Annotated in this window: 9 protein-coding genes; 5 read left to right on the plus strand and 4 right to left on the minus strand. The window is 66.4% G+C overall.

Annotated features, from left to right (window positions below; genetic code table 11):
* Positions 1–19: 19 nt before the first annotated feature.
* Together K8O92_04250 and K8O92_04255 are read right to left on the minus strand one after the other, a co-directional pair.
* On the minus strand, positions 20–5,116 hold the full coding sequence (locus K8O92_04250) for an amino acid adenylation domain-containing protein (protein ID UAK33211.1): 5,097 nt from the start codon (positions 5,114–5,116) through the stop codon (positions 20–22).
* A gap of 41 nt (positions 5,117–5,157) precedes the next feature.
* Positions 5,158–9,768, minus strand: a complete 4,611-nt coding sequence (locus tag K8O92_04255) for an amino acid adenylation domain-containing protein (protein UAK33212.1) — start codon at positions 9,766–9,768, stop codon at positions 5,158–5,160.
* Positions 9,769–10,168: 400 nt separating this feature from the next.
* Between K8O92_04255 and K8O92_04260 the strand changes: the two genes are divergently transcribed.
* Genes K8O92_04260 through nbtC form a run of 3 tightly spaced genes read left to right on the plus strand, consistent with a single transcriptional unit; the run spans position 10,169 to position 16,563 of the window.
* Positions 10,169–10,927 carry an alpha/beta fold hydrolase gene (locus K8O92_04260; GenBank protein UAK33213.1) on the plus strand — a complete coding sequence of 253 codons (759 nt, stop codon included), beginning with the start codon at positions 10,169–10,171 and terminating at the stop codon, positions 10,925–10,927.
* Between the two features lie 16 nt (positions 10,928–10,943).
* Positions 10,944–12,266, plus strand: coding sequence for a polyketide synthase (locus tag K8O92_04265; GenBank protein ID UAK33214.1), 1,323 nt, complete (start codon positions 10,944–10,946; stop codon positions 12,264–12,266).
* Positions 12,214–16,563 carry a nocobactin polyketide synthase NbtC gene (gene nbtC / locus K8O92_04270; GenBank protein UAK33215.1) on the plus strand — a complete coding sequence of 1,450 codons (4,350 nt, stop codon included), beginning with the start codon at positions 12,214–12,216 and terminating at the stop codon, positions 16,561–16,563. Before K8O92_04265 ends, nbtC begins: the two co-directional genes overlap by 53 nt.
* Before the next feature lie 93 nt (positions 16,564–16,656).
* Here nbtC and K8O92_04275 read toward each other — a convergent pair whose 3' ends face one another.
* Positions 16,657–17,409, minus strand: a complete 753-nt coding sequence (locus K8O92_04275) for an AMP-binding protein (GenBank protein UAK33216.1) — start codon at positions 17,407–17,409, stop codon at positions 16,657–16,659.
* Between the two features lie 640 nt (positions 17,410–18,049).
* Here K8O92_04275 and K8O92_04280 point away from each other — a divergent pair.
* A complete protein-coding gene (locus K8O92_04280; GenBank protein UAK33217.1) occupies positions 18,050–18,715 on the plus strand; it encodes an acetyltransferase in 666 nt (221 codons plus the stop codon).
* Positions 18,716–18,725: 10 nt separating this feature from the next.
* On the opposite strand, the gene K8O92_04285 is transcribed toward K8O92_04280, so the two are convergent.
* Positions 18,726–20,027: a lysine N(6)-hydroxylase/L-ornithine N(5)-oxygenase family protein gene (locus K8O92_04285; protein ID UAK35427.1), complete on the minus strand. Its 1,302-nt coding sequence runs from the start codon at positions 20,025–20,027 to the stop codon at positions 18,726–18,728.
* Between the two features lie 110 nt (positions 20,028–20,137).
* On the opposite strand from K8O92_04285, the gene K8O92_04290 reads away from it, so the two are divergent.
* Positions 20,138–20,845, plus strand: a complete 708-nt coding sequence (locus K8O92_04290; GenBank protein UAK33218.1) for a siderophore-interacting protein — start codon at positions 20,138–20,140, stop codon at positions 20,843–20,845.
* Positions 20,846–20,856 lie beyond the last annotated feature (11 nt).

Here is a 20,856-nt window from a genome sequence, read left to right on the forward strand (position 1 = left end):
CTTTCGGTAACGCGGGCGGTCAGCCTCGCGCCGACCAGGATTCGCGCAATGCCCGCAGCGCGTCGTCATCGAGGCCGGAAACCGACATCGGGGCGTGATGGCGATCCTCCTTTTCCGGCTCGGAGGACTCGGCGGTGGGCGGATTCGCGATGGCGTCGTCCACCGCGGCGGCCAGCTCCGCGATGGTGAAATACTCGAACACCATCTGTGGCGCCAGCGGTAGCCCTGCCTCGCCGGCCCTGGCGGCCCATTGGATCGCGATGACACTGTCGCCGCCGAGTGCGAAGAAGCCGTCTTCACGACCGATATCGGTGATGTCGAGAAGCTGTTCGAGAATCGAAGCCAGGGTGCGCTCGGTATCGGTTTCCAGCGATGCGGCCGCGGTTTCGACCCGATGATCGGACGCCACCGCGGTCGATGCCTGATGTACGACAGATCTGGTGGCATCCCAGCCATCCGGCAGGATATCCAGTTCACCGAGCGCTCGATCGGGCTGCTCGGTGAAGGCTTCGATCACCTTCACCAGCACATCAGCGAAGATCTCGCCGGTCGTCGCGTCATAGAGATCCGAATTGACCACGACCCGCGCCGTCAGGTCACCGTTGGCCTCCGCGGTGTAGTCGAGGTGGAAGTCCATGAACGAGACTTCGTAGTACTTGGCGATACTGGTCACGACCGTCGCGCCGTCCTCGGTGAGGTCGGTCGGCTGCACGCGGCTGCGGAAGTGCATCACCACCTGGAACAGCGGATTGCGAGACAGCGACCGGGGCGGGTTGAGCGTTTCGACCAACCGCTCGAAGGGCACGCCCTGCCTGGTGATGGCGTCCAGCGCCGAGTCACGCACCCTGCCGAGCACCACGCGCGGCGTCGGGTCACCGGATAGGTCGTTGCGCAGTACCACCATATTGGCGAACAGCCCGATCATGTCCTCGGTCACCGCGTCGAGACGATTCGCTACGGCGACGCCGATCGGCAGGTCCTCGCCCCCACCGAGCGCGTGCACGGTCGCGGCACTCACCGCCTGGCACAGCATGAAGTCGGTCGCGCCGGCCGCCTCGGCATGCGCCTTGGCGATCTGCCAGGTGGCCGCGGGGACGACTCTGGTGGTACTCAGGCCGTTGTGTCCGAGCACCGGTGGACGCGGCCGGTCGTGGGCGACGGCGATCTCGTCCGGCATTCCGGCCAGCGCCTCGCGCCAATCATCGAGCAACGCCTGCCCGTACGCGCTGACCTCGCCGCGCCCCGGCCCTCGGTCGAAGACCTCGCGCTCCCACATCGCGAAATCGGCGAACTGGATGCCGAGTTCCGGCCAGTCCGGCGATTCGCCGCGCAACCGGGCGCGATAAGCCCGCGTGAGATCGGCGACGAAGATCTGGCATGAGCGCCGGTCGGCGATGATGTGGTGCATCAGGATCGATAGCACATGCGTCTGCGGATCGAGGATGAACAGGCGAAGTCGCAACAGCGGTTCGCCTTGCAGATCGAAGACGTAAGCCGCGTCCTGTGCCAGCTCCCCCTCGAGTTCGGCGGCGGCATCGAGCGCCCCACCGCCGAGTTCGATGGTGGGCACCGGCACCGGGCCGGCCGGGTGCACCTGCTGGTACGGCGTTCCTTCGTGCTCCGGGAACGTGGTGCGCAGCGACTCGTGGCGGGCCACGACGTCATCGATGGCGCTACGGAGGGCTTCGAGGTCGAGCGGACCGTCGAAACGGAGCGGATAAGCGACGTTCTCGCCGTCGATCGCGCCCTCGAGCCGCCGCTGCAACCAGTACACCCGTTGCGAGTAGGACAGCGGGATATGTTCCGGCCGCGGCCGTCGCACCAGATCCGGCCGGGCGGATATCCGAGCCTCGGCAACGGTCTCGGTCTCCCCGGCCGGTTCACCGCCCGGCTCGTCGAATGCGGCGACCTCATCGATGTCGACGCCGAACTCGTCGAGGAACTGGGCGACAAGATGCGCGCTCAGCCCGGTGACGGTCGGGGTGTCGAACGGAACCCGCATGTCGATCTCGATACCGAACTCCGCACGGATCATCGAGATCAGCCGCGCCGCCAGCAGCGAGTGGCCACCGAGTTCGAAGAAGGAGTCGTCGGCACCGATCCGGTCGCGGTCGAACAGCTTGCGGTAGAGGTCGGCCACCCGGATCTCGGTCGGCGTCCGTGGCTCCCGGTAGGTGCGCGCCAGCGTCGGTGCGGGTGTCGGCAGCGCGCGCTTGTCGAGTTTCCCGTGCGCGGTGAGCGGGATTTCGTCGATCACCGTGAATGCCATCGGGACCATGTACTCGGGCAATGTTGCCGCGATATGCGCGCGGACCGCGTCGATGTCGAGGTCGGCGGCCGGCACGGGCACGAGGTAGGCCGCGAGAATGGGACCGAGCGACTCGTGCTCGGTGACCACCACGACGGCGTGTGCGACATCGTTGTGGTCGGTGAGCGCGGCTTCCACCTCGCCTAGCTCGATCCGATATCCGCGCACCTTGACCTGTTCGTCCGCGCGGCCGACGAATTCGAGCTCGCCGGCGGCGTTGCGGCGGGCGAGGTCTCCGGTGCGGTACAGCCGTCCGCCCGGCAGGAACGGATCGGCGACGAAGCGTTCCGCGGTCAGGCCGGGGCGATGCAGATAGCCGCGGGCCAGCTGGCGACCGCCGAGGTAGATCTCGCCGACCACGCCGTTGGGCACCAATTGCAAGGCATCATCGAGAAGGTAGACGTAGACGTTGCGATTCGGAACGCCGATCGGCACGATCCCGGTACCCTGCGGTCCCTCGACCGCCATGTGCGTGGAGCACACAACCGCTTCGGTGGGCCCGTAATGGTTGCGCAACTCGGCGTCGAAGAGCGAGGTGAACCGGTCGGCAACTTCGCCAGGCAACGCCTCGCCGCCCACCGGGACGTGCCGGAGTGTCCGCCAGTCATTGACGTCGGGGAGCATCAGAAAGGTCGCCAGCATCGAGGGCACCATGTGCAGCACTGATATCTCGTGGCGGGTTACCAGGTCCGCGACGTAGGGAATATCGCGGTAGGCGTGCGGTTTCGGGATGACCACCCGTGCGCCCGCCACCAAGGTGAGGAAGATGTCCGCCACCGATGCGTCGAAACTCACCGAGGTCGATTGCAATACCCGGTCCTGCGCGGTGAGGTCCCACTGCGCGACGAAGCTCGTCAGATGCTCGGCGATCGCCTCGTGTGGAACGCAGACACCTTTCGGCCTGCCGGTGGAACCAGAGGTGTAGATCACGTACGCGGTGTTCGACGGTCGCAACGGAGCAACCCGTTGCGAATCGAGCGGATTCGTGTCGGGCAGCGCCGCCGCGGCCCCTTCCGCCGCAGCGAATGCCTCGGCATCGAGGGTGAGTCTCGGCCTGGCGTCGCCGAGCAGATAGTCGATCCGCTCCTCCGGGTAGGCGGGATCGATCGGCAGATAGGCCGCGCCTGCCTTGAGCGTGGCCACGGTCCCGACGACGAATTCGACGGAGGTCGCCATTCTCAGCGCGACGATATCCTCGGCGCCGATACCGTGGCTGATCAGCCAGTGCGCCAGCCGATTCGCACGCTGGTTCAGCGTGTGGAAGCTGAGTTCGACCTCGTCCGAAGCCACCGCGACACGTTCGGGCATCGCGGCGACCTGGTCCTCCAGCAGGGCGACCACCGTGGTCGGGCGCTCGGGGACGAGCGTGCCATGCGAGGCTTCGAGGACGTCGGCACGATCGGCGCCGAGCATGTCGATGTCGTGCAGGCGCCGGTTCGGCTCGCGCAGTGCGCTGTCGAGCAGCTGGATGTAGTGGTCGAGGAACTGCTCGATGAGGCGCTCGTCCAGTTCGTCGATCAGATAGGTGGCCTCGACGCGAGGCTCCGCGTCATCGAGAATCACCATCAGGCCCAGTTCCTCTTGGGCGACCGCGCTGCCCAGCGCCAATTCGGTGCACTCGATTCCGGGGAGTCGGAACCCATTGGCGGCGCTGCGCGTGGTGAAACTCAGCTGGACGAGCTGTGCCAAGCCGTCTCGTCCGGCCACTCGTTCGGGGCTCACCGCGTGGATCACCTGATCTACGCCGGCACGCTGGTGTGCGAATGCGTCGAGGGAGGTGGCTTTGGTCGCATCGAGAAGGGTGGCGAAGGTCTCGTCACCATCGGGGGTAGCGCGGATCAGCACCGTGTTACCGAAGTAGCCGATGAGGGCCTCGGCGCCGCGGCCGGTGCGGTTGGTCACCGGTACCGATACGAGGAAATCCGTCGCCGCCGTGTAGCGATGCACCACTGCCTCGAAAGCCGTCAGCAGGACGGTGAACGGGCTCGCCGAGTGCTCCCGCCCGATGGCGGCGACCCTGCTCAGAAGCTCCGGCGCCAGTCGTCGCACACAACGGCCCGCGTTCTTCGACCGCGCGCTTCCCGCGTGTTTGCCTGGCAGCTCTAGTCGCTCGGGCAGAGGAATCAACTCGGCGCGCCAATAATCCAGATCGGCGGCGACGATTTCCCCGTCCTGCCCGGCAGCGTCGACATCCACGTATTGCGCGCGGATCTCCGGCAGCACGGCATCGCGATAGCCCGCGTTCATCTCGGCGAAGAACACCGGCCAGGAATCGTCGTCCCAGCTGATGTGATGGACGACCAAGATGAGGACGTGCTCGGCCGCGCCGGTACGCACCAGCGTCGCACGCAGTGGCGAATCGGAGGACAGGTCGAAGGGACGAGCGAACTCCCGGCGCGCGAGTACTTCGATCCGCCGGCTCCGGCCGCTTTCCGGCAGTTCGGTGAGGTCATGCTCCTGCCAGGAGAACTCGGCCTCGGCGCGAGAGACCTGATACGGCTCGCCGGACTTGTCGACGTGGTAGGTGGTACGCAGGATCTCGTGCCGGGCCACCACGGTGGCGCACGCCGCACGGAGCCGTTCGGGCTCCAGCTCACCGTCCAAGCGGTAAGCGACGCACACGTTCAGCGTGGTGTCGCCGGGATCGAGCTGCTGCACGAACCACATGCGGCGCTGCGCGGCCGAAAGCGGGCTCGGCTCGCCACCGCTTCGGGCAGGCACGGTTGTCGGTGTAGGCGCCTGCAGGTTCTGCGCACGCAGTCGCTGCTGCAGTAGTTGCTTCCGACGCTCGAGAATATCTTCTGACATGGTCGTCCTTCAATCGACGGGGGAGCTTGCGGGCCGGCGGATCACAGGTCGGAAACCGCTGTGCGGTCGACCGAGATCGGCGACAACGCGCGTTCGAGCGATGCGACGGCGGCGCGCCATATTCCGGCGAACCGATGCACGTCGGCTTCGGTGAACACGGCGTCGCTCCAGCGCAGCAGAGTGACCAACTGCGGGCCCGCCGGGGTCGCGTGCACGGCCGCGATCACGTCGATCGCGTGCCGAAGCGGGAATGCGGGTTCGGGTGACATCGGAAGTCGCTCGAGCAGGTCGGTATCGGTCACCGGCGTCCACGGCTTGTTCGCACCGACGAGATCGAGGCGCCCGAGATAGTCGAACAGCACCTGCGGCTCCGGTGCACCGACGAGTTCGGGTACTTCCTCGAGATAGCGAAGCACGCCGTAATCCAGACCCCGATTCGGGATCTCGGCCAGCTGTGCGGCGATGGCATCGATCAGTGCCCTCGCGCTGGCCGGTTCGTCCTGTGCCGCGACAATATCCACGTAATCCGTACCCGCCCCGAAGCGCGCCGGGAATATGCTGGTGAACCAACCGACCGTGCGCGACGTATCGATATCTTCGCCGAGCAACGCGTCTTCTCGACCGTGGCCTTCCATCGCGACATATGCCCCGCCGGTCGGATCCTGGCCACGCGAGACGCGCCAAGTCGCCAAAGTCATGGTGAGCGCGGCGAGAAGGAACTCGCGGACGCCGAGCTCGCCGACGAGGCCATCGAGAATCGCGGCCGTAGTCTCGACCGGGACCAGCACGGGGTGGACGTGACACGAGGACAGCGTGTCGGTCTTCGGATCGGGACGCCTAGCACCGAGCACCGGATCCGGTCCGGCGGACTGGCGCAGCCAGTATTCGCGCTGGGCGGCAACGTCCGGCGCGCCGGCGCGCGCCCGGATCCGCTCCGCCCACAAGCGGTATCCGGTGTACTCGCCCGGTGTATCCAAGGCCGGGATCCGCGCGGCGGCGGTATGGTCCTGCGGGGTGAACCGGGCCCAGCTCTCAGCTAGATCGGCGCAGATGATGTACCAGGAAACCGGGTCGACCGCGACGTGATGAATCGAAAGCAGGAGCAGGTCGGGAGCCTCGGATCGGGTGAACCAGACCGCGCGCACCAGGTCACCGGCGAGCGGGTCGATCTGCGCCGCGGCGCTGCGCGCGTGGGTCGCGAGGGTCTCCCGGAAGTCCGCGCCCTCCTCCACCCGAGTCAGGATCTCGGCCGCGCGGACACAACCCGGCTCGCGGGTGTGCAGGTCGTATCCGGTGGCGGTCTCGCTGAAGCGGGACCGCAACAGGTCGTGACCGTCCAGGACGGACTGCAGGGCGGCCGCCAGTGTCGGCTGGTCGACTTCCTGGGGAAGCTCCAGCAGGGTGCACAGCGACAATCTGCGATATCCGCCGTGCTCGTGCATCCACGACAGGATGGGGACTCGGCCGACGGCGCCGTAGTCCTCCGCCGTGGCCGCGCGGCTCGGTGTCGCTCCGGAATCGATCCGCGCGGCCAGTTCCCGGATCGTGCCCGCGGTGAGCACCATCCGCGGGCTGGTCGATATTCCCCTCCCGCGCAGGGCGTTCACCAATGAGATGGCGACGATACTGTCGAGGCCGAACTCGACCAGATCGTCCTCGACACCGGGCTTCGCGCCCCCGGTCAGTTCGGCGACCACAGTGCAGAGGCTCCGTTCGGTCTCGGTCTTCGGGGCTTCTGCCCCTGCGCCGGACAGCGCTTCCCGCGCTATCGCCTCCAGTTGCCGGGCGTCGAGCTTGCCGTTGGCGGTCACCGGGAGGGCGTCGAGGGCCAGAATGCGCTGCGGAATCATGTATGCGGGCAAGCGCTCGGCGAGGTCCGCGCGCACCTGCGTGGTCGTGCAGTCCGCGCCGACCACGAACCCAACCAGGGTCGGCCCGCTCGGGCGACGTACCGCGATCACCGCGGCCGCACGCACCCGCGGAGACGACAGCAGCGCGGTTTCGATGTCACCGATCTCGATGCGGTAGCCGCGAATCTTCACTTGGCCGTCCGCGCGTCCGAGATACGCCAGAGCACCGGAGGACAACCGCCGGACCAGATCTCCGGTGCGATACATCCGCTCACCGGGGCGGAAAGGGTCCGCGACGAATCGTTCCGCGGTGACACCCGACTTCCCCACGTAGCCGCGGGCCAGCTGCGCGCCGGACAGGTAGAGCTCACCGACGACACCGTCCGGGACCGCCCGAAGCCCCGAATCGAGGACGTATCCGGTCATGCCCGCGGTCGGAGCGCCGATCGCCGGCGTCGCGGCGGCGTCGGCCACGGAGGCGACCACGGCCTCGACCGTCGTCTCGGTAGGCCCGTAGCAGTTGTACACCGCGGTGTTCGGCAGCGCACACAGCTGTTTCCACAACGGCACCCCGATGGCCTCGCCACCCAACGCCAGGACCGCAGGTCCGGTGGTGCCACGATCATCGATCAACCCGGCTGCCGCCAACTGAGCGAACATCGAAGGGGTCGTGTCGATCATGTCCACTCGGTGCAGGTTCATGCCGTCGACGAGCCGTTGCGCGTCCCGCATGTCCTCGGCATCGAACAGGTGGATCGTATGGCCGTCGAGCAACCCGATCAGCGGCTGCCAGGAGGCGTCGAAACTCAACGACCAGGCGTGCGCGATCCGCAACGGCCGACCCAATCGGGCCACCGCAGGCCGGTAGACCCGGTCGCGGTGGTCGGCGAAGTAGCTCACCAGCGCCGCGTGGGTACCCATCACGCCCTTGGGCTCTCCTGTCGAACCGGACGTGAAGATCAAGTAGGCACACTGCGCGGGCTCGAACGCTGGTGAGGCCGTCGCCGGACCTGGCGTGTCGAGCGCGTCGCTCACTGCGAGCACTGGGGGAAGGCCGGCGACTTCCGCCAGTGCGGCGGCGCCCCCGCCGTTTACCAGCGCCAGGCACGGCTTGGATTGGCGCACAATGGATTCGATGCGCGAAGAAGGGAGGTCGATGTCGACCGGAACGTACGCGGCCCCGGTGGCGAGCACCCCCAGGATCGCTACGATCGACCGCGCGGATCGCGGCAAGGCAAGTGCGACGACGTCTTCGGCGCCGATCCCGCGCTGTGTCAACGCAGTCGCCAAGCGGGACGCGGACTCGGACAACTCGCGGTAGGTGTACCGCTCGTTTTCGGTGGTCAGCGCGAGAGCGTCCGGCGTCGCCGCGACCTGACGGGCGAACAGCTCCGGCACCGTCGCGCCGAGTACGTCCTGCGCCGTTCGCTCCGGAGGACTTGGACGTTCGTGCGGCAACAGCACATCCAACGCACCCCGATCCGCCTCGCCGAGGGTTGGCAGCCGACGCAGGACGGAGACGAGCCGGGCGACCAGATCCGAGACCGACAGCTGGCCGAGCAACGCGGGGACGGCCTCGACTCCCACCGACAACTCGCCGTTCAGCAGATACGACACCACCGCCAGCGGGTAGTGAGTGAGGCCTTGCGATACCGACATTTGAAATCGGGCGCCATCGGTCGTGGTGATCGTCCCGAACACGTCGGCGACCGGGGCGTTCTCGAAGACGAAAAGGGTGTCGAAGAGCGCGCCTCGGCCTACCGCGCGCTGGATGGTCGACAAGCTCAAGTAACCGATGTCCCGCATCGCCGCCGCCTCGCGCTGCAGCTGCGCGCAGGTTCCGGCGACCCGGTCGGCATCGAATTCTCCCGTGCCCAGCTGGATTCGCACGGGGATGGTGTTGATGAACAGCCCGATCATCGTCTCTACGCCGGACAGTTCATCGGGTCGTCCCGAGACGGTGGTGCCGAACACCACTTCGCGACGGTCGGTGAGCCTGCCCAGCACGAGAGCCCAGGCGAACTGCACCACGGTGTTCATGGTCAGTCCGTGCGCGCCCGCCCAGCGCCGTACCCGGTCGGTGTCGACCGCGTCGAGCGTCAGCTTGTGAACTTCCGGCACGATCGTGTTGACGATCGATGATGAGCGGTCACCGAGGATGAGCGGCTCGACATCGCCGAGGTACTCGGCCCACAGGCGCAGGTCGGCGTCGCTGTCGCGGGCCGAAAGCCAGCCGATGTAGTCGCGGTAGGGCCGGGGCGCGGGCAGCGCGGCGGCTGACCCACCCGCCTGATACACCGCGAAGACCTCGCGGAAGAACACGCCGAGTGACCATCCGTCCATCAGGATGTGATGCGCGGTCAGAATCATCCTGCGCGACCCGTCGGGCAGCGTCGCGAGCACGACCCGCAAGGCCGGGCCGCGCTCCAAGTCGAAACCGCGACGCGCTTCCGATTCCGCGATGGCGGCGAATCCCCGTGCGTCAGCCGCACGTTCGAACCACGGCAGCTCGATGGAGCGCGGCACGATCTGCACCGGCCTGGGCAGATCCCGGTCCCAGAACACCGCACGCAGGTTGGCGTGCCGCCGCACGATCGCCTCGACGCTGCGGCGCAACAGCGCCACATCGACCGGACCGGTGATCTCGATCTCGATCTGCATGATGTAGAGATCGTCCGCGCCGGCCAATTCGGCCAGGGAGAACAGGCCCTCCTGCAACGGGCTCAACGCGAGCACGTCCTCGATTTCCGGCAGCGCCGCCGAATCACGCGCGGCCACGGGCGCTTGTGTCTTCTCCGACATGAAGCCGACTCCTCAGCGGTTGTTCTCGGACATCAGCAACACAACGACAGTGCGGATCGAACTCACCTACCTGTTGCCTTGCACCTGATATCCCTCAGGCCCGCTCAACCTAGCGACTTAGGTTAGCCTACACAATATTGCCCCGCCAGGCGGTCCGCGTCCGACCAGGTCCGGCGGCGACCCGATGCCCGCCGGAACGCGGAGATCCATGGCCCGCAACGCAATACCCGCGCAGACACGTACAGTCGTCCAAGTTATGATAGCCTTACCTATCATTCGGCTCGAGGCTCGCCACAGCGGACCGTATGCAGGAGGGCACGGGATTTCGATTCCGGCGCTCGATGTGCGGCCATCCTGGTGCGGATCGTCGAGCGAGAGCGATCGAGATGTGGAGTAGTACATGCAGCGCAGACCGAGTTGGATCAGGCAGTTCCACAAGCCGAATTCAGCTGAACTCCTCCCACTCTTGATCTTTCCGCATGCGGGCGCCGGCGCATCCTCCTACCGCGTCTTCTCTCAGGCATTGAGCAGGAATTTCGACGTCATCGTCTTCCAATACCCGGGGCGCCAGGATCGAGCGACAGAGCAAGCGTTGGCCACCCTCCCGGAAATCGCCGCAGGGGCCTTCGCCGAATTCCGGCAATCGGAATACAACCGCGGTGTGCCGATCATCACATTCGGCCACAGCATGGGAGCGCTGATCTCGTTCGAGTTCGTCCGGCTTGCCGAAGCCGCCGGTGTCGACGTGCGACAACTCACGATCTCGGCGGCGGTCGCGCCCTGCCACGCCGCGGACAAACCACCGCATCCGACCGATGACCAGGAAATACTCGATCACCTCGGCATGTTGGAAGGCACCAGCGCCGATGTCTTCGCCAACCGGGAGGTCATGAAGATGGCGCTGCCGGTCATCAAACGCGACTACCAGGCATTCGATGCCTATTCCTGCGCCGAAACCGTCAAGGTGACAACGCGCATCCACGCGATCTGCGGTGACCAGGATCCGGTCGTCACGATGCGAGATCTCTACGGCTGGGCCAAACACGCCGAGGAAATAGAGGTCACGATGTTCGACGGGGGACACTTCTATCTGAACGACCACGCCGGCGCTATCGCGGATTTGTTGGCGCCGTGCGCGCAACCCGAGCGGACAGCGTGAGTAACGGGGATCTGTCATGACAACAGCGACGGCCGAGAGCCGTGAAGGAATAGTCATTTCCGGAATGGCCGTCGAGGCGCCGGGCGGAATCGACAGCCCTCGTTCGTTCTGGTCCGCGCTTGCCGAATCGAGGGAACTGGTCGGCCCGTTCCCGCGCGACCGGGGTTGGCCGCTCGATGATCTGCTGTCCGTTTCCCGCATCGACGGATGGGGACAGGTCCGCGACGCGGGCGGATTCCTCGACGGCGCAGCGGCCTTCGATCCCTCCTTCTTCGGCATCACGCAACGGGAAGCCATTGCGATGGACCCACAGCAGCGGGTCGGCATGCGGGTTGCGTGGAAGGCACTGGAAAACGCCGGAATCAATCCCGGCGCGCTCGACGGCGAGGACGGCGGCTGCTTCATCGGCGCATCTCCGATGGAATACGGCCCGCGAGCCGCGGAGGTCAACGCCTACAGCGGACATCGGATCGTCGGCTTCGGACAACTGGGCGTCGCGGGCCGGATCTCACACTGCCTGGGTCTGGGCGGACCGTCGATGTGTATCGACTCCGCCTGCGCGTCGTCATTGACCGCATTGCATCTTGCGGCCGCGGCAGTACGAGCGGGAGAATGCGAATGGGCGCTCGCCGGCGCCGTCTGCGTGATGGGATCGCCGGTGGCGTTCTACGAATTCGCGAAGAACAACGCCCTTTCGGCTGATGGGCATTGCCGGTCGTACGCTGACGACGCCACCGGCACTCTGTGGAGTGAAGGCGCGGGTGTGGTGCTCGTCGAGCCCGAGGCGCGCGCCCGTCGGCTGGGACACCGTATCTACGGTCGCATCCTGGCCACCGCTACCAACCACAATGGCAAAGGGAAGCCCATCCTGGTTCCTCGCGCGCATGCCCAGGAACGGCTGATCCGTAAAACTATCGATATCGCGGGGATCGACCCCGCCGAAGTCGGAATGATCGAGGGGCACGGCACCGCTACTCGCGCCGGCGACCCGGTCGAGTTGACCGCACTGCAGAATACCTACGGCTGCGCGGGAGCCGATGTGCTGTTGGGTTCGGTGAAATCGAACGCCGGACACGCGCAGGCCGCAGCGGGAATGCTCGGATTGATCAAGCTGCTGCTGGCCGGCGAGCACGGTCATATCCCGCCGAGCCTGTTCTCGGAGAACCCGACTACGAAAGTGGATTGGGATCGGTCGAGCCTGCGGCTGGCCACGAAACTGCTGCCGTGGGAGCCGACGAACGGCGCGCGCTACGGCGCCGTGTCCTCGTTCGGCGCAGGCGGAGCCAATGCGCACGCAATCATTGCGATGCCCGTTCGTGAGGAGCGCGACGATTTCTGACTATCGACTGCCCGACGGCACCATTCCGGTTCTCCTGTCGGCGGATACGCCTGACCTGCTACGAGACGAGGCCGCGGCCATCCTCTCCTACGTCACGGATCGTCCCGAGGCATCACCACGCCGCGTCGCGGAGATGCTGTTCCGCACCCGGGTCGCGCGCCGACACAGAGCCGTGGCTATGGTCACCGGCCGAGACGACCTCGCCACCACGCTGCGGGCCGTCGCGGAGGGCACTGCGCACCCTGCGGTAGTCCGTAACGACGGTCCCGCCACGCCCCGCCGGCGCGCGTTCGTATTCCCGGGGCAAGGCGGTCAGCGCCCCGGAATGGGCAGGCTCTACTACGAAGGCTCCCCCGCGTTCCGTGCCGAAGCCGACCGCTGTGACGAGATCTTCCACGAACTCTTCGGCGCGTCGCCGCTGACCTACGTTCTCGATGAGGATTTCCCGGCCGACGACAGCGCGGGAATCGTGCAACCTGCGCTGTTCCTGCAGATGGCCGCGCTCGCCGCGATGTGGCGGGCCGTGGGCATCGAACCCGACGTCACGATCGGGCACAGCCAGGGCGAGATCGCGGCGGCGTATGTGTCGGGCAAGATGACGCTGGCCGATGCGATCCTCATCGTCGGCACGCGGGCACACGCCGTGGACGGGATCGCCTCCGATGACTACGCGATGGCGGTCGTCGCCGCCGACCGCGACGAATGCGAGGACTTGCTCGCGCGCCGCTCGGGATGGGCGCAGTTGTCGGTGATCAATTCTCCGCACATGGTCGGCATATCGGGTGACCGCGGCACAGTGCAGGACGTCGTGGATACGCTCACCGAGCGTGGCACCTTCGCCCGGGTGATCCGCGTCCGGTACCCCGCGCATACCAGTTCGATCAACCAGCTCGGCGACGACGTCCGGGATGCGGTGAAGAGCAGGCTGAGCAGCCATTACTTCAGCGAGACGAAGATCGAGTGCATCGGGGCCACGCTCGGCGGCCCGATCACCTCCGACCTGCCCGTCGACGAGTACTGGTTCTGGAATCTGCGCAACATCGTCCGATTCGACAAGGCGGTCGCCGCGGCGGTCGCACGACAGGTGGACACCTTCGTCGAACTCGCCGAACATCCGACGTTGCAGCTGTCGATCCAGGAGAATCTGAGCGTTGTCGCGGCCGAGCACAGCGCCACGGTGACCGGTACGTCCAGTCGTACCGCCACCGATCTGAGCGAATTCGCGCGAAATCTGGCGGTTCTGGCGATCAGCGACGTGGACTACTCGTGGGACCGGCTGCGCACCGAATCCGAGAAAACGATTCCGCTGCCGTTGCCCGACTTCCCGAATGTGCGGATGAACGAGCTGCGGTTGTGGTTGCCATACAACTCCCCCTCGGCCGCATCGGCCGGGCCGGTTACCCCACCGGCCGAGCACGCCGCCGCGTCATCGGTCACCGAGCAGGTCACCGGCAACCCGGAGAATGCCGCCGCGACACCCGCACAACTGCTGGTCGAGGATTGGGTGCGGTTGGTGCAACGCTCACTGGTCCCGCCACGCAAACTCGGCCTCATCGATCACACCGGCGCCTGTGCGGAACTCGCTTCGGCGCTGTGCGCCGAAGCGGAGAACTACGGCGCCACGGCGCGCATGATCGACATCGAGAACGACGGCGACAGCGGTGATGTCGACACAGTCGTGGTGTTGCTCGCCAACCCCGGGCCGCTGGACGACCACAGCGCCGTGGCGCGAACCGCCGAATTCTTCGGACTGCGATCGTGGTGGCCAGGATTGGGTGGCGAAGTGACCGATTGCTGGCTGCTGACGGCCGGCGGAGAAACTGTGGTGGCCGAGGACGCGCCGCCGCACCCGGTGCACGCCGCGGCCAGTGCGGGATTCCGGTGCATCGGCGCCGAATACCCCGGCGTCGCCTTCCGCCATCTGGATCTGTTGCCCGAACAGACGCGACCGGATTCCGCCGGCGCGATCATCGCGGCGATACACACCGCAGGTGAACCGGAACTGGCGGTGCGTGGCGACAGCTTGTACGCCAAGCGACTCGTCGATGCGGAACGGATGACTCCGGATGCGCTCGGCGCGCGGCCGGAGAACGTCGTCATCATCGGTGGCACAGGCAACCTCGGACTGGAGTTCTGCGCTCACTTCGCCCGCAACGGCGCGCGCCGCGTCACGCTGGTGGGCAGATCAGGTGAGACCCCGGCGATCGCCGACCAGTTGGCCCGCATTCGCCGGACGGGTACGGCCGAAATCCGCACCATACGCTGCGATGTACGCGACAAGTCCGCTGTCTCGCGATTGGCGGAAGAACATTGCGATACGCCCGCGGACCTGATCATTCATGCCGCGGTCGACTATGCGGATGTCGAGCTGGCGCAGATCACCAGCGAGAAGGTCGACCAGGCGTTGCGGACGAAGGTCATCGGCATCTCGCAGGTGCTGGAGGTACTCCCCCGCGCACAGAACTGCCGCGTGCTGCTGTGCTCGTCGATGGCGGCGACGATCGGTGGACGCGGACAAGTCGTCTACGCGGCCGCCAACCGGATGCTCGATGCGATGGCGCACCGGCTGCGGGCCGAGGGACTCGATTGCGTTTCGGTGCAGTGGGGGCAATGGACGGTACATCTCGATCTCGGCGCCGCGGGCGCGGCGAAGCTCGCTGGAGCGGGCGTCGTTCCGATGAATCCCGCTGACGCGATCGCACTCGGATCGAATGGACTCCACACGAATGCAATCGTCGCGGCGTTCGATTGGAGCCGCGCGCATTCCGCTCTCGAGGCATACGGATACGGGCCCCTGCTGTCGCAGCTGGCTGCACCGGCCGCCGCGGACCATGCACCCGGTGCCGGGGAGGACTTGCCGCGACGCATGGTGAAGCTGCTGGCAGAGGTCATCGGTGTGGATCGCGTCGCTACCATCGACACCTCCGTTCCGATGGTCGCGATCGGTCTGGATTCTCTGCAGGCGTTGGAATTCCGTCGACGAGTCAACGGGGAGTTCGGTCACGACCTGCCCGTCGCGCAGCTTCTCGGCGGAGCGTCCGTCGATGACGTCGTGGGGCTGGTCCGTTCGCACGCGCCGATTCCGGCGAGGACGGGCACACCGGCACGCCCTGTATCCTCCGAACAGCCCGACGTTCCCGCGGAATCGGTGCGCCCGGCGCGAGCAGTGCACGCCACGAAGCCCGTGGACATCGCCGAGCGTGCGCGGCTGGCAGCGGCGCACGCAGTGCCAGCCGATCTGGATCCCGACCGAATGCGCTCCGCACGCGCGGATCTGGACACCTTCGGGCTGCGAGCGATGATGGAGACCCTGGATCCGGTACTGCGGGATGGCGCCGTCCACACCGTGGACGAGATCGCCACGCGTCTGGAATTCGCACCGCGACATCGGTGGTTGCTACAGCGCTGGCTCGACGAGCTCACGACACACGGTTGTCTCGAGCACGTCCCGGCGCACGGCTATCGCGCCGTGGGTCCGGTACCGGCGCCGGCTCGTCCCGACTTGTTCGCAGTGTGTGCCGACCTGGGCTACTCGCCCGAGTTCGCGACCTTCCTGCAGCGGTCCGATGAGCACCTGACCGAACTCGCGCAGGACCGCGTTCGCGTCCAGGAGTTGTTGTTCCCCGACGGCGACATGCTCACCGCCGAAGCCGCATATCGGGACAACATCATCAGTAGCTATCTCAATACCGCCGCCCGCGAGATCGTCGCGGGCATAGCCGAGCGACTGGAACGCGACCGATCACCGATCCGGATACTCGAATTGGGGGCCGGTATCGGAGGAACAACCAATGATGTCCTGGCCGGACTGTCGGGACTGTCCGTGGACTACCACTTCACCGACCTGTCGACCTTCTTCCTCGCCGCGGCGCAGAAGCGGTTCTCCGAATATCCGTGGATGCGATACGGAATCATGGACCTCAATACCGACCTCGGGGAGCAGCCGCCCTACGACATCGTGCTCGCGGCCAATGTCGTGCACAATGCCCACCACATCGGCGAAACTCTCCGCCAGCTACACGACCTGCTCAACCCCGGTGGCGCGGTTGTCTTCATCGAGGCGTGCCGGGCGAACTTCCAGCTGCTGACATCCATGAAATTCCTGATGTCGGCAGGCCCCGGTCAACCGCACCCCGGCAGTTCCGACATCCGAGCCGGGGCGCGGATTTTCCTCACCGAAGACGAGTGGCGTGATCAGCTCACCAGTTCAGGGTTCACTCCCATGCTGGTGCTGCCCGACGCCGATCATCCGATGCACATGCTCGACCAGCGGATCTTCGCCGCGATCCGCGACTGAGAGCAAGGAGCCCGAGCGGGCTGTACTCGGCTGCAACGCGGCGGTGGCCCAGCCGATCATGATCGGCTGGGCCACCGCGATCACGCCGCCTCATCAGAAACGGCAAGCGCGGCAAGCGCATTCCAGTGAGCCGTCCGTGGTCCAGCCTGCACGATCGCCGGTTCGAAACAATCGGCCTTCCGGCAGGAACGGATCGTCCACGAAACGGTTGCGGGCGTACGGATTCCCACCCTCGGCGCCGAGCGCGGCGCCACCCACGTAGACCTCGCCGATCACTCCGGGCGGGACCGGTTGCCGAAACTCGTCCAAGACCAGCACTCTGGCGCCTGGGATCGGCCTCGTGTGTCCGGTTCCGTCCAGCGAGCCGCGCGTCACCGCACCGGCGTAGGCGGGCACCGTATAACCGAACGTGGCGATCGATTCCGTCGACCGTGTGACGAGTCGGCCGGAAAGCAGTGGCGCAGGGCAGACCCCGGTAACATCCCAGCGCCGTACCGTCGGAAGCTCGGCGCCCGTGGCAGCGATACGTTCGACCGTAGCCACGTCGGCGGTAACGTGGGTTACCGCGGATGTCGCAATGAGTTCGACCACCGCGTTCGGGTCGCTCCACTGCGGCTGCGTGGCGACGACCGACGTCGCACCGTCCGCGAGGGCGGCCAGCAGCTCGACGGCGACCTGAGCGTCGCTCCACCCTGCGGAGAGCAGCCGCACGTCGGCGGAACCCCACACGCAATCTGGTTTTCGATACCGACGTTCGGCGGCGATCGTACGGCGGTCCTCGACAGCCACTTCCAGTGCCGAACCGGGCAGCACAGCGATCTCCGGCGCCCCGCCGGCGACGGCCATGGCTCCATCGCCGAGCATGGCCACCAGGTCGAACCAAGCGGTCGACCGACGCGTTCACCGACACTCTGTCCACCGCGGGCATATCCAGCCATGCGAAGAAATCGCTATAGGTGAGAGTCACTGTTTCGCAGCGGATAGCGGTACGAATGCCGGGGATGATCCGTGCCCGGCGAACCAGGTCGGCGATGCCGGGCGCCTCAGGCAATTCCACACCGGTGGCCCACTCGTCGAGCACCCGCCGTCGCTCGTCAGCGGTCAGCCCATCCGACCCGCCGAGATCGGCGTCGGCCGAACCGGCGAGATCTCGAACCGCGAGAGTGTTCACGCGAACTCCCGCGTCGATACCGGCACGGGGCTCGGCTCGCACCGGGCGCACCGGCGAGTTGTCAGATGGCGCGCGGCCAGCGCCCGGCTTCGAAAGCATGCGGCTTCCTCACAAGCATCTCGGCGTAGCGCCGGCTCCCGCAGCACGGGTATCGGCTGGAACAGTCGTTGCGGTCCGGACCGACGTATGCGCTTCGATTCCCGGTCGATCCGAGCAACCACCCGAAGCGTCCTTAGCATAGGGTAACCTTACCAACAACCCGAGACCCAGTGCTGCGGCCGAACGTGACCGCGACGACCGAGGAGCCGCCGAACGATGAATCCGACTGGAACGCCGTACGTTCTCAAGCGAGAACTGACCGATATCCCCGACGATGTCCGCGCCGCCCCAGCACCTGTGATTCCCGATTTCCCCGAGCCGTTCGCTCTTCGGGTGGCCGATCCCGACAGCGACGATCCCGCGACGATCGCCGAATGGATGAGCCTCCCCCACCTGGCTCGGACTTGGGAACAACCGTGGCCCCCGGAGCGCAGACGGGCCGACATCGCCGCACAGCTCGCCGGAACTTACTCACGACCATGCATCGTCAGTTTCGACTTCGCAGCCATCGACTTGCCAGAACTCGGCCGACGCGAAGTCGCCTACGTAGAGCTGTACCGGCCGGCGAAGGACGAGTGCGCGCGGTTCTACCACGCCGACCCACGGGACATGGCTTTCCATATCGCGACCGCGGACCAGAACGTGATCGGCCGAGGCGTCATGTCGAAGTGGATCGGCCTCCTGGCCGAGGGCATCTGGGCCGCTGAACCGGAATGCCGCCGCCTGATGGGCGATCCGGATCACCAGAACATCTCGGTACGCAGAGCTTTGGCCAAGAACGGCTGGCTCGAACTGGGCGAGTTCGATGTGCGGCCCGGCCGCCGGATCGCTCTGTGCACATTGCCGCGTGAGCCGCAGGACGTACCGGCGATCCGGCGCTGACCGCCCGCGTCTAGCGACCGGCCGAACCTCCCTGAGCGCGCACGGCTACCGAGCGCGCACGGGTCGGAGCCGCCTGCAGCACCCGATCCGAAAGTTCCCCCAGGCAGCTCAGATTCGGGAATCCGGGGCCCTGCGCCAGACCAGCGAGATTCGGCAGGTAGAGCTTTGCATCGAGGCCGGTCACCGCCAGGTCGTGGCCGATCGCCGCCTCGATCCGCGGCTGCGTGATCGGGCCGCCGATCGCGAGTTCCACCAGATCTGCGGCGTCGACATCGAACATCTCCAGGAACCACAGCGGCTGACCGCCGGTCGCGTCCACCACCAGATCGAAGACATGCACCCGATCCGGGCGCCCCTCGTTGCGCAACGTCAGCGCGACGCCATCGCCTTGCTCCGCCACCCGCACGACACGCCCCTGCAAATGATGAACCCGATTGTCGCCCAACAGGTTTTCCTGCACGCGCACCGAGAACACACCGCGGTCGGTGCGCCGCACGACGTCCCGGCGTTCTTCTATGCTCAACCCCCGCCACTTGGCGGGATCGCTGTACAGCGAATTCTCGAAGTAGCTCTCGCCGCGGGTGTAGATCGTGGCGGCGGGCGAGATCACCGAGACGGTCAGTACATCGTGACGGACCAACTCGTCCATCGCGGAGCCCGCGGTCTCACCGCCGCCGATCACCGCCGCTCGCGACGAAACCGGCAACCGGCGGCGGCCGACCAGATCCCAGAAGTCGGCGATGCTCAACACTTTCGGATGAGCGGCCAGCGCACGCCTGCTGTCGCCCGGCCCGGTGATCATCAGCCGGTCCGCATCGATCTCGGACGCAACGCCGTCCGCGTCGACCACCGAGACCAGCCAGCCGTCGGCCGCCGCGGAGATCTTGCGCACCGCCCCTGGCACGATCTCGACCTCGGCCTTCTTCGCGACCCACTGCAGATATTTGGCCCAGACATGATGATGCGGATTGGGGCGGCCGCGGTCGACCCATTCGGCGTACGTGCCGCGTTCGACGAGGAACGACGTCCAACTGAACGCCATCATCGCCTCGTTGATCTCGCGGTTGTGCCCGCGTGCCCAGGTGGAGTGGTACGGAAATCCCACATCCTTTTCGGGGCTGGTGCCCAGCCGGTGCTGGCCGTCGGTCCAGCCACCGTTCGGCAACCAATTGCCACCCACCGCATGCGGTTCCGCCACAACTACCTGCGGCGCGGGCAGGCCGAGTTCACGCAGGACGTATGCCTTCGCCGCGACGGCCATGGCTTTCGGACCCGCGCCGACCACCAGAAGTCTGTCCACCGGTTCTCCCATCTTCATCCCAGCCACCGGATCGGCGCCCGGCCGCGAAGCGGATCGTCTGTGCCGCCGCCGATAGAACGGCGAACAAGACTTCCAAGTATACTTAGGCTAACCTTAATCACATGGGTAAAGGAACCAACGGCGTCATGTTGAAGCTGTGGCGTGCCGACGACTATCGACTGCGCGTCACCTCCACCGAGAGCATCACCGACAAATATGTGCGGATCGGCTTCGCCGCGGGCGGTCTGCTCGCCGACCATCCGGTCCACCCAACCCAGTTCATCCGGTTGTGGATCCCCGATGCGGTCACCGACAAGTTGCACCATCGTGCGTACACCCTGGTGGATCAAGACCCCGCGGCCGACCACTTCTACATCGAATTCGCTTTGCACGGCGGTCCGGCCAGCGCGTGGGCACAGCGAGCGGCGGTCGGCGAGGAAATCGAGGCGTCCGTGCTGGGCTCGAAGTTTCAGCTGCCCGACACCGTACCGACCGAGTACGTCATTTTCGGTGACACCGCCTCGCTGCCGGCGATCAATTCGCTGCTCGACGCGATCGGCGACGCGCCCGCGAGGGTCTGGCTGGAATGGCAGTACGAATCCGACACCTCGCTTCCGGTGCGCAACAAGCCGCACCACCAGGTGACCTGGGTGCAGCGCATCGATGACGGAAGGCTGCTGCGCGAACAAGCACATGAGTTGGACTGCTCCAAGGACGTTTTCGCGTGGGCCGGCTGCGACGGTCACACGACCCGCACGATCGTCAAGGCTCTGAAGACAACCCACCAGTTGCCGAAGACTTCGATCAAGTACCAGGCCTACTGGAAGTAGTTCGGTAGCGC

The sequence above is a fragment of the Nocardia asteroides genome, assembly GCA_019930625.1.
GTDB classification, from domain to species: Bacteria; Actinomycetota; Actinomycetes; order Mycobacteriales; family Mycobacteriaceae; genus Nocardia; species Nocardia sputi.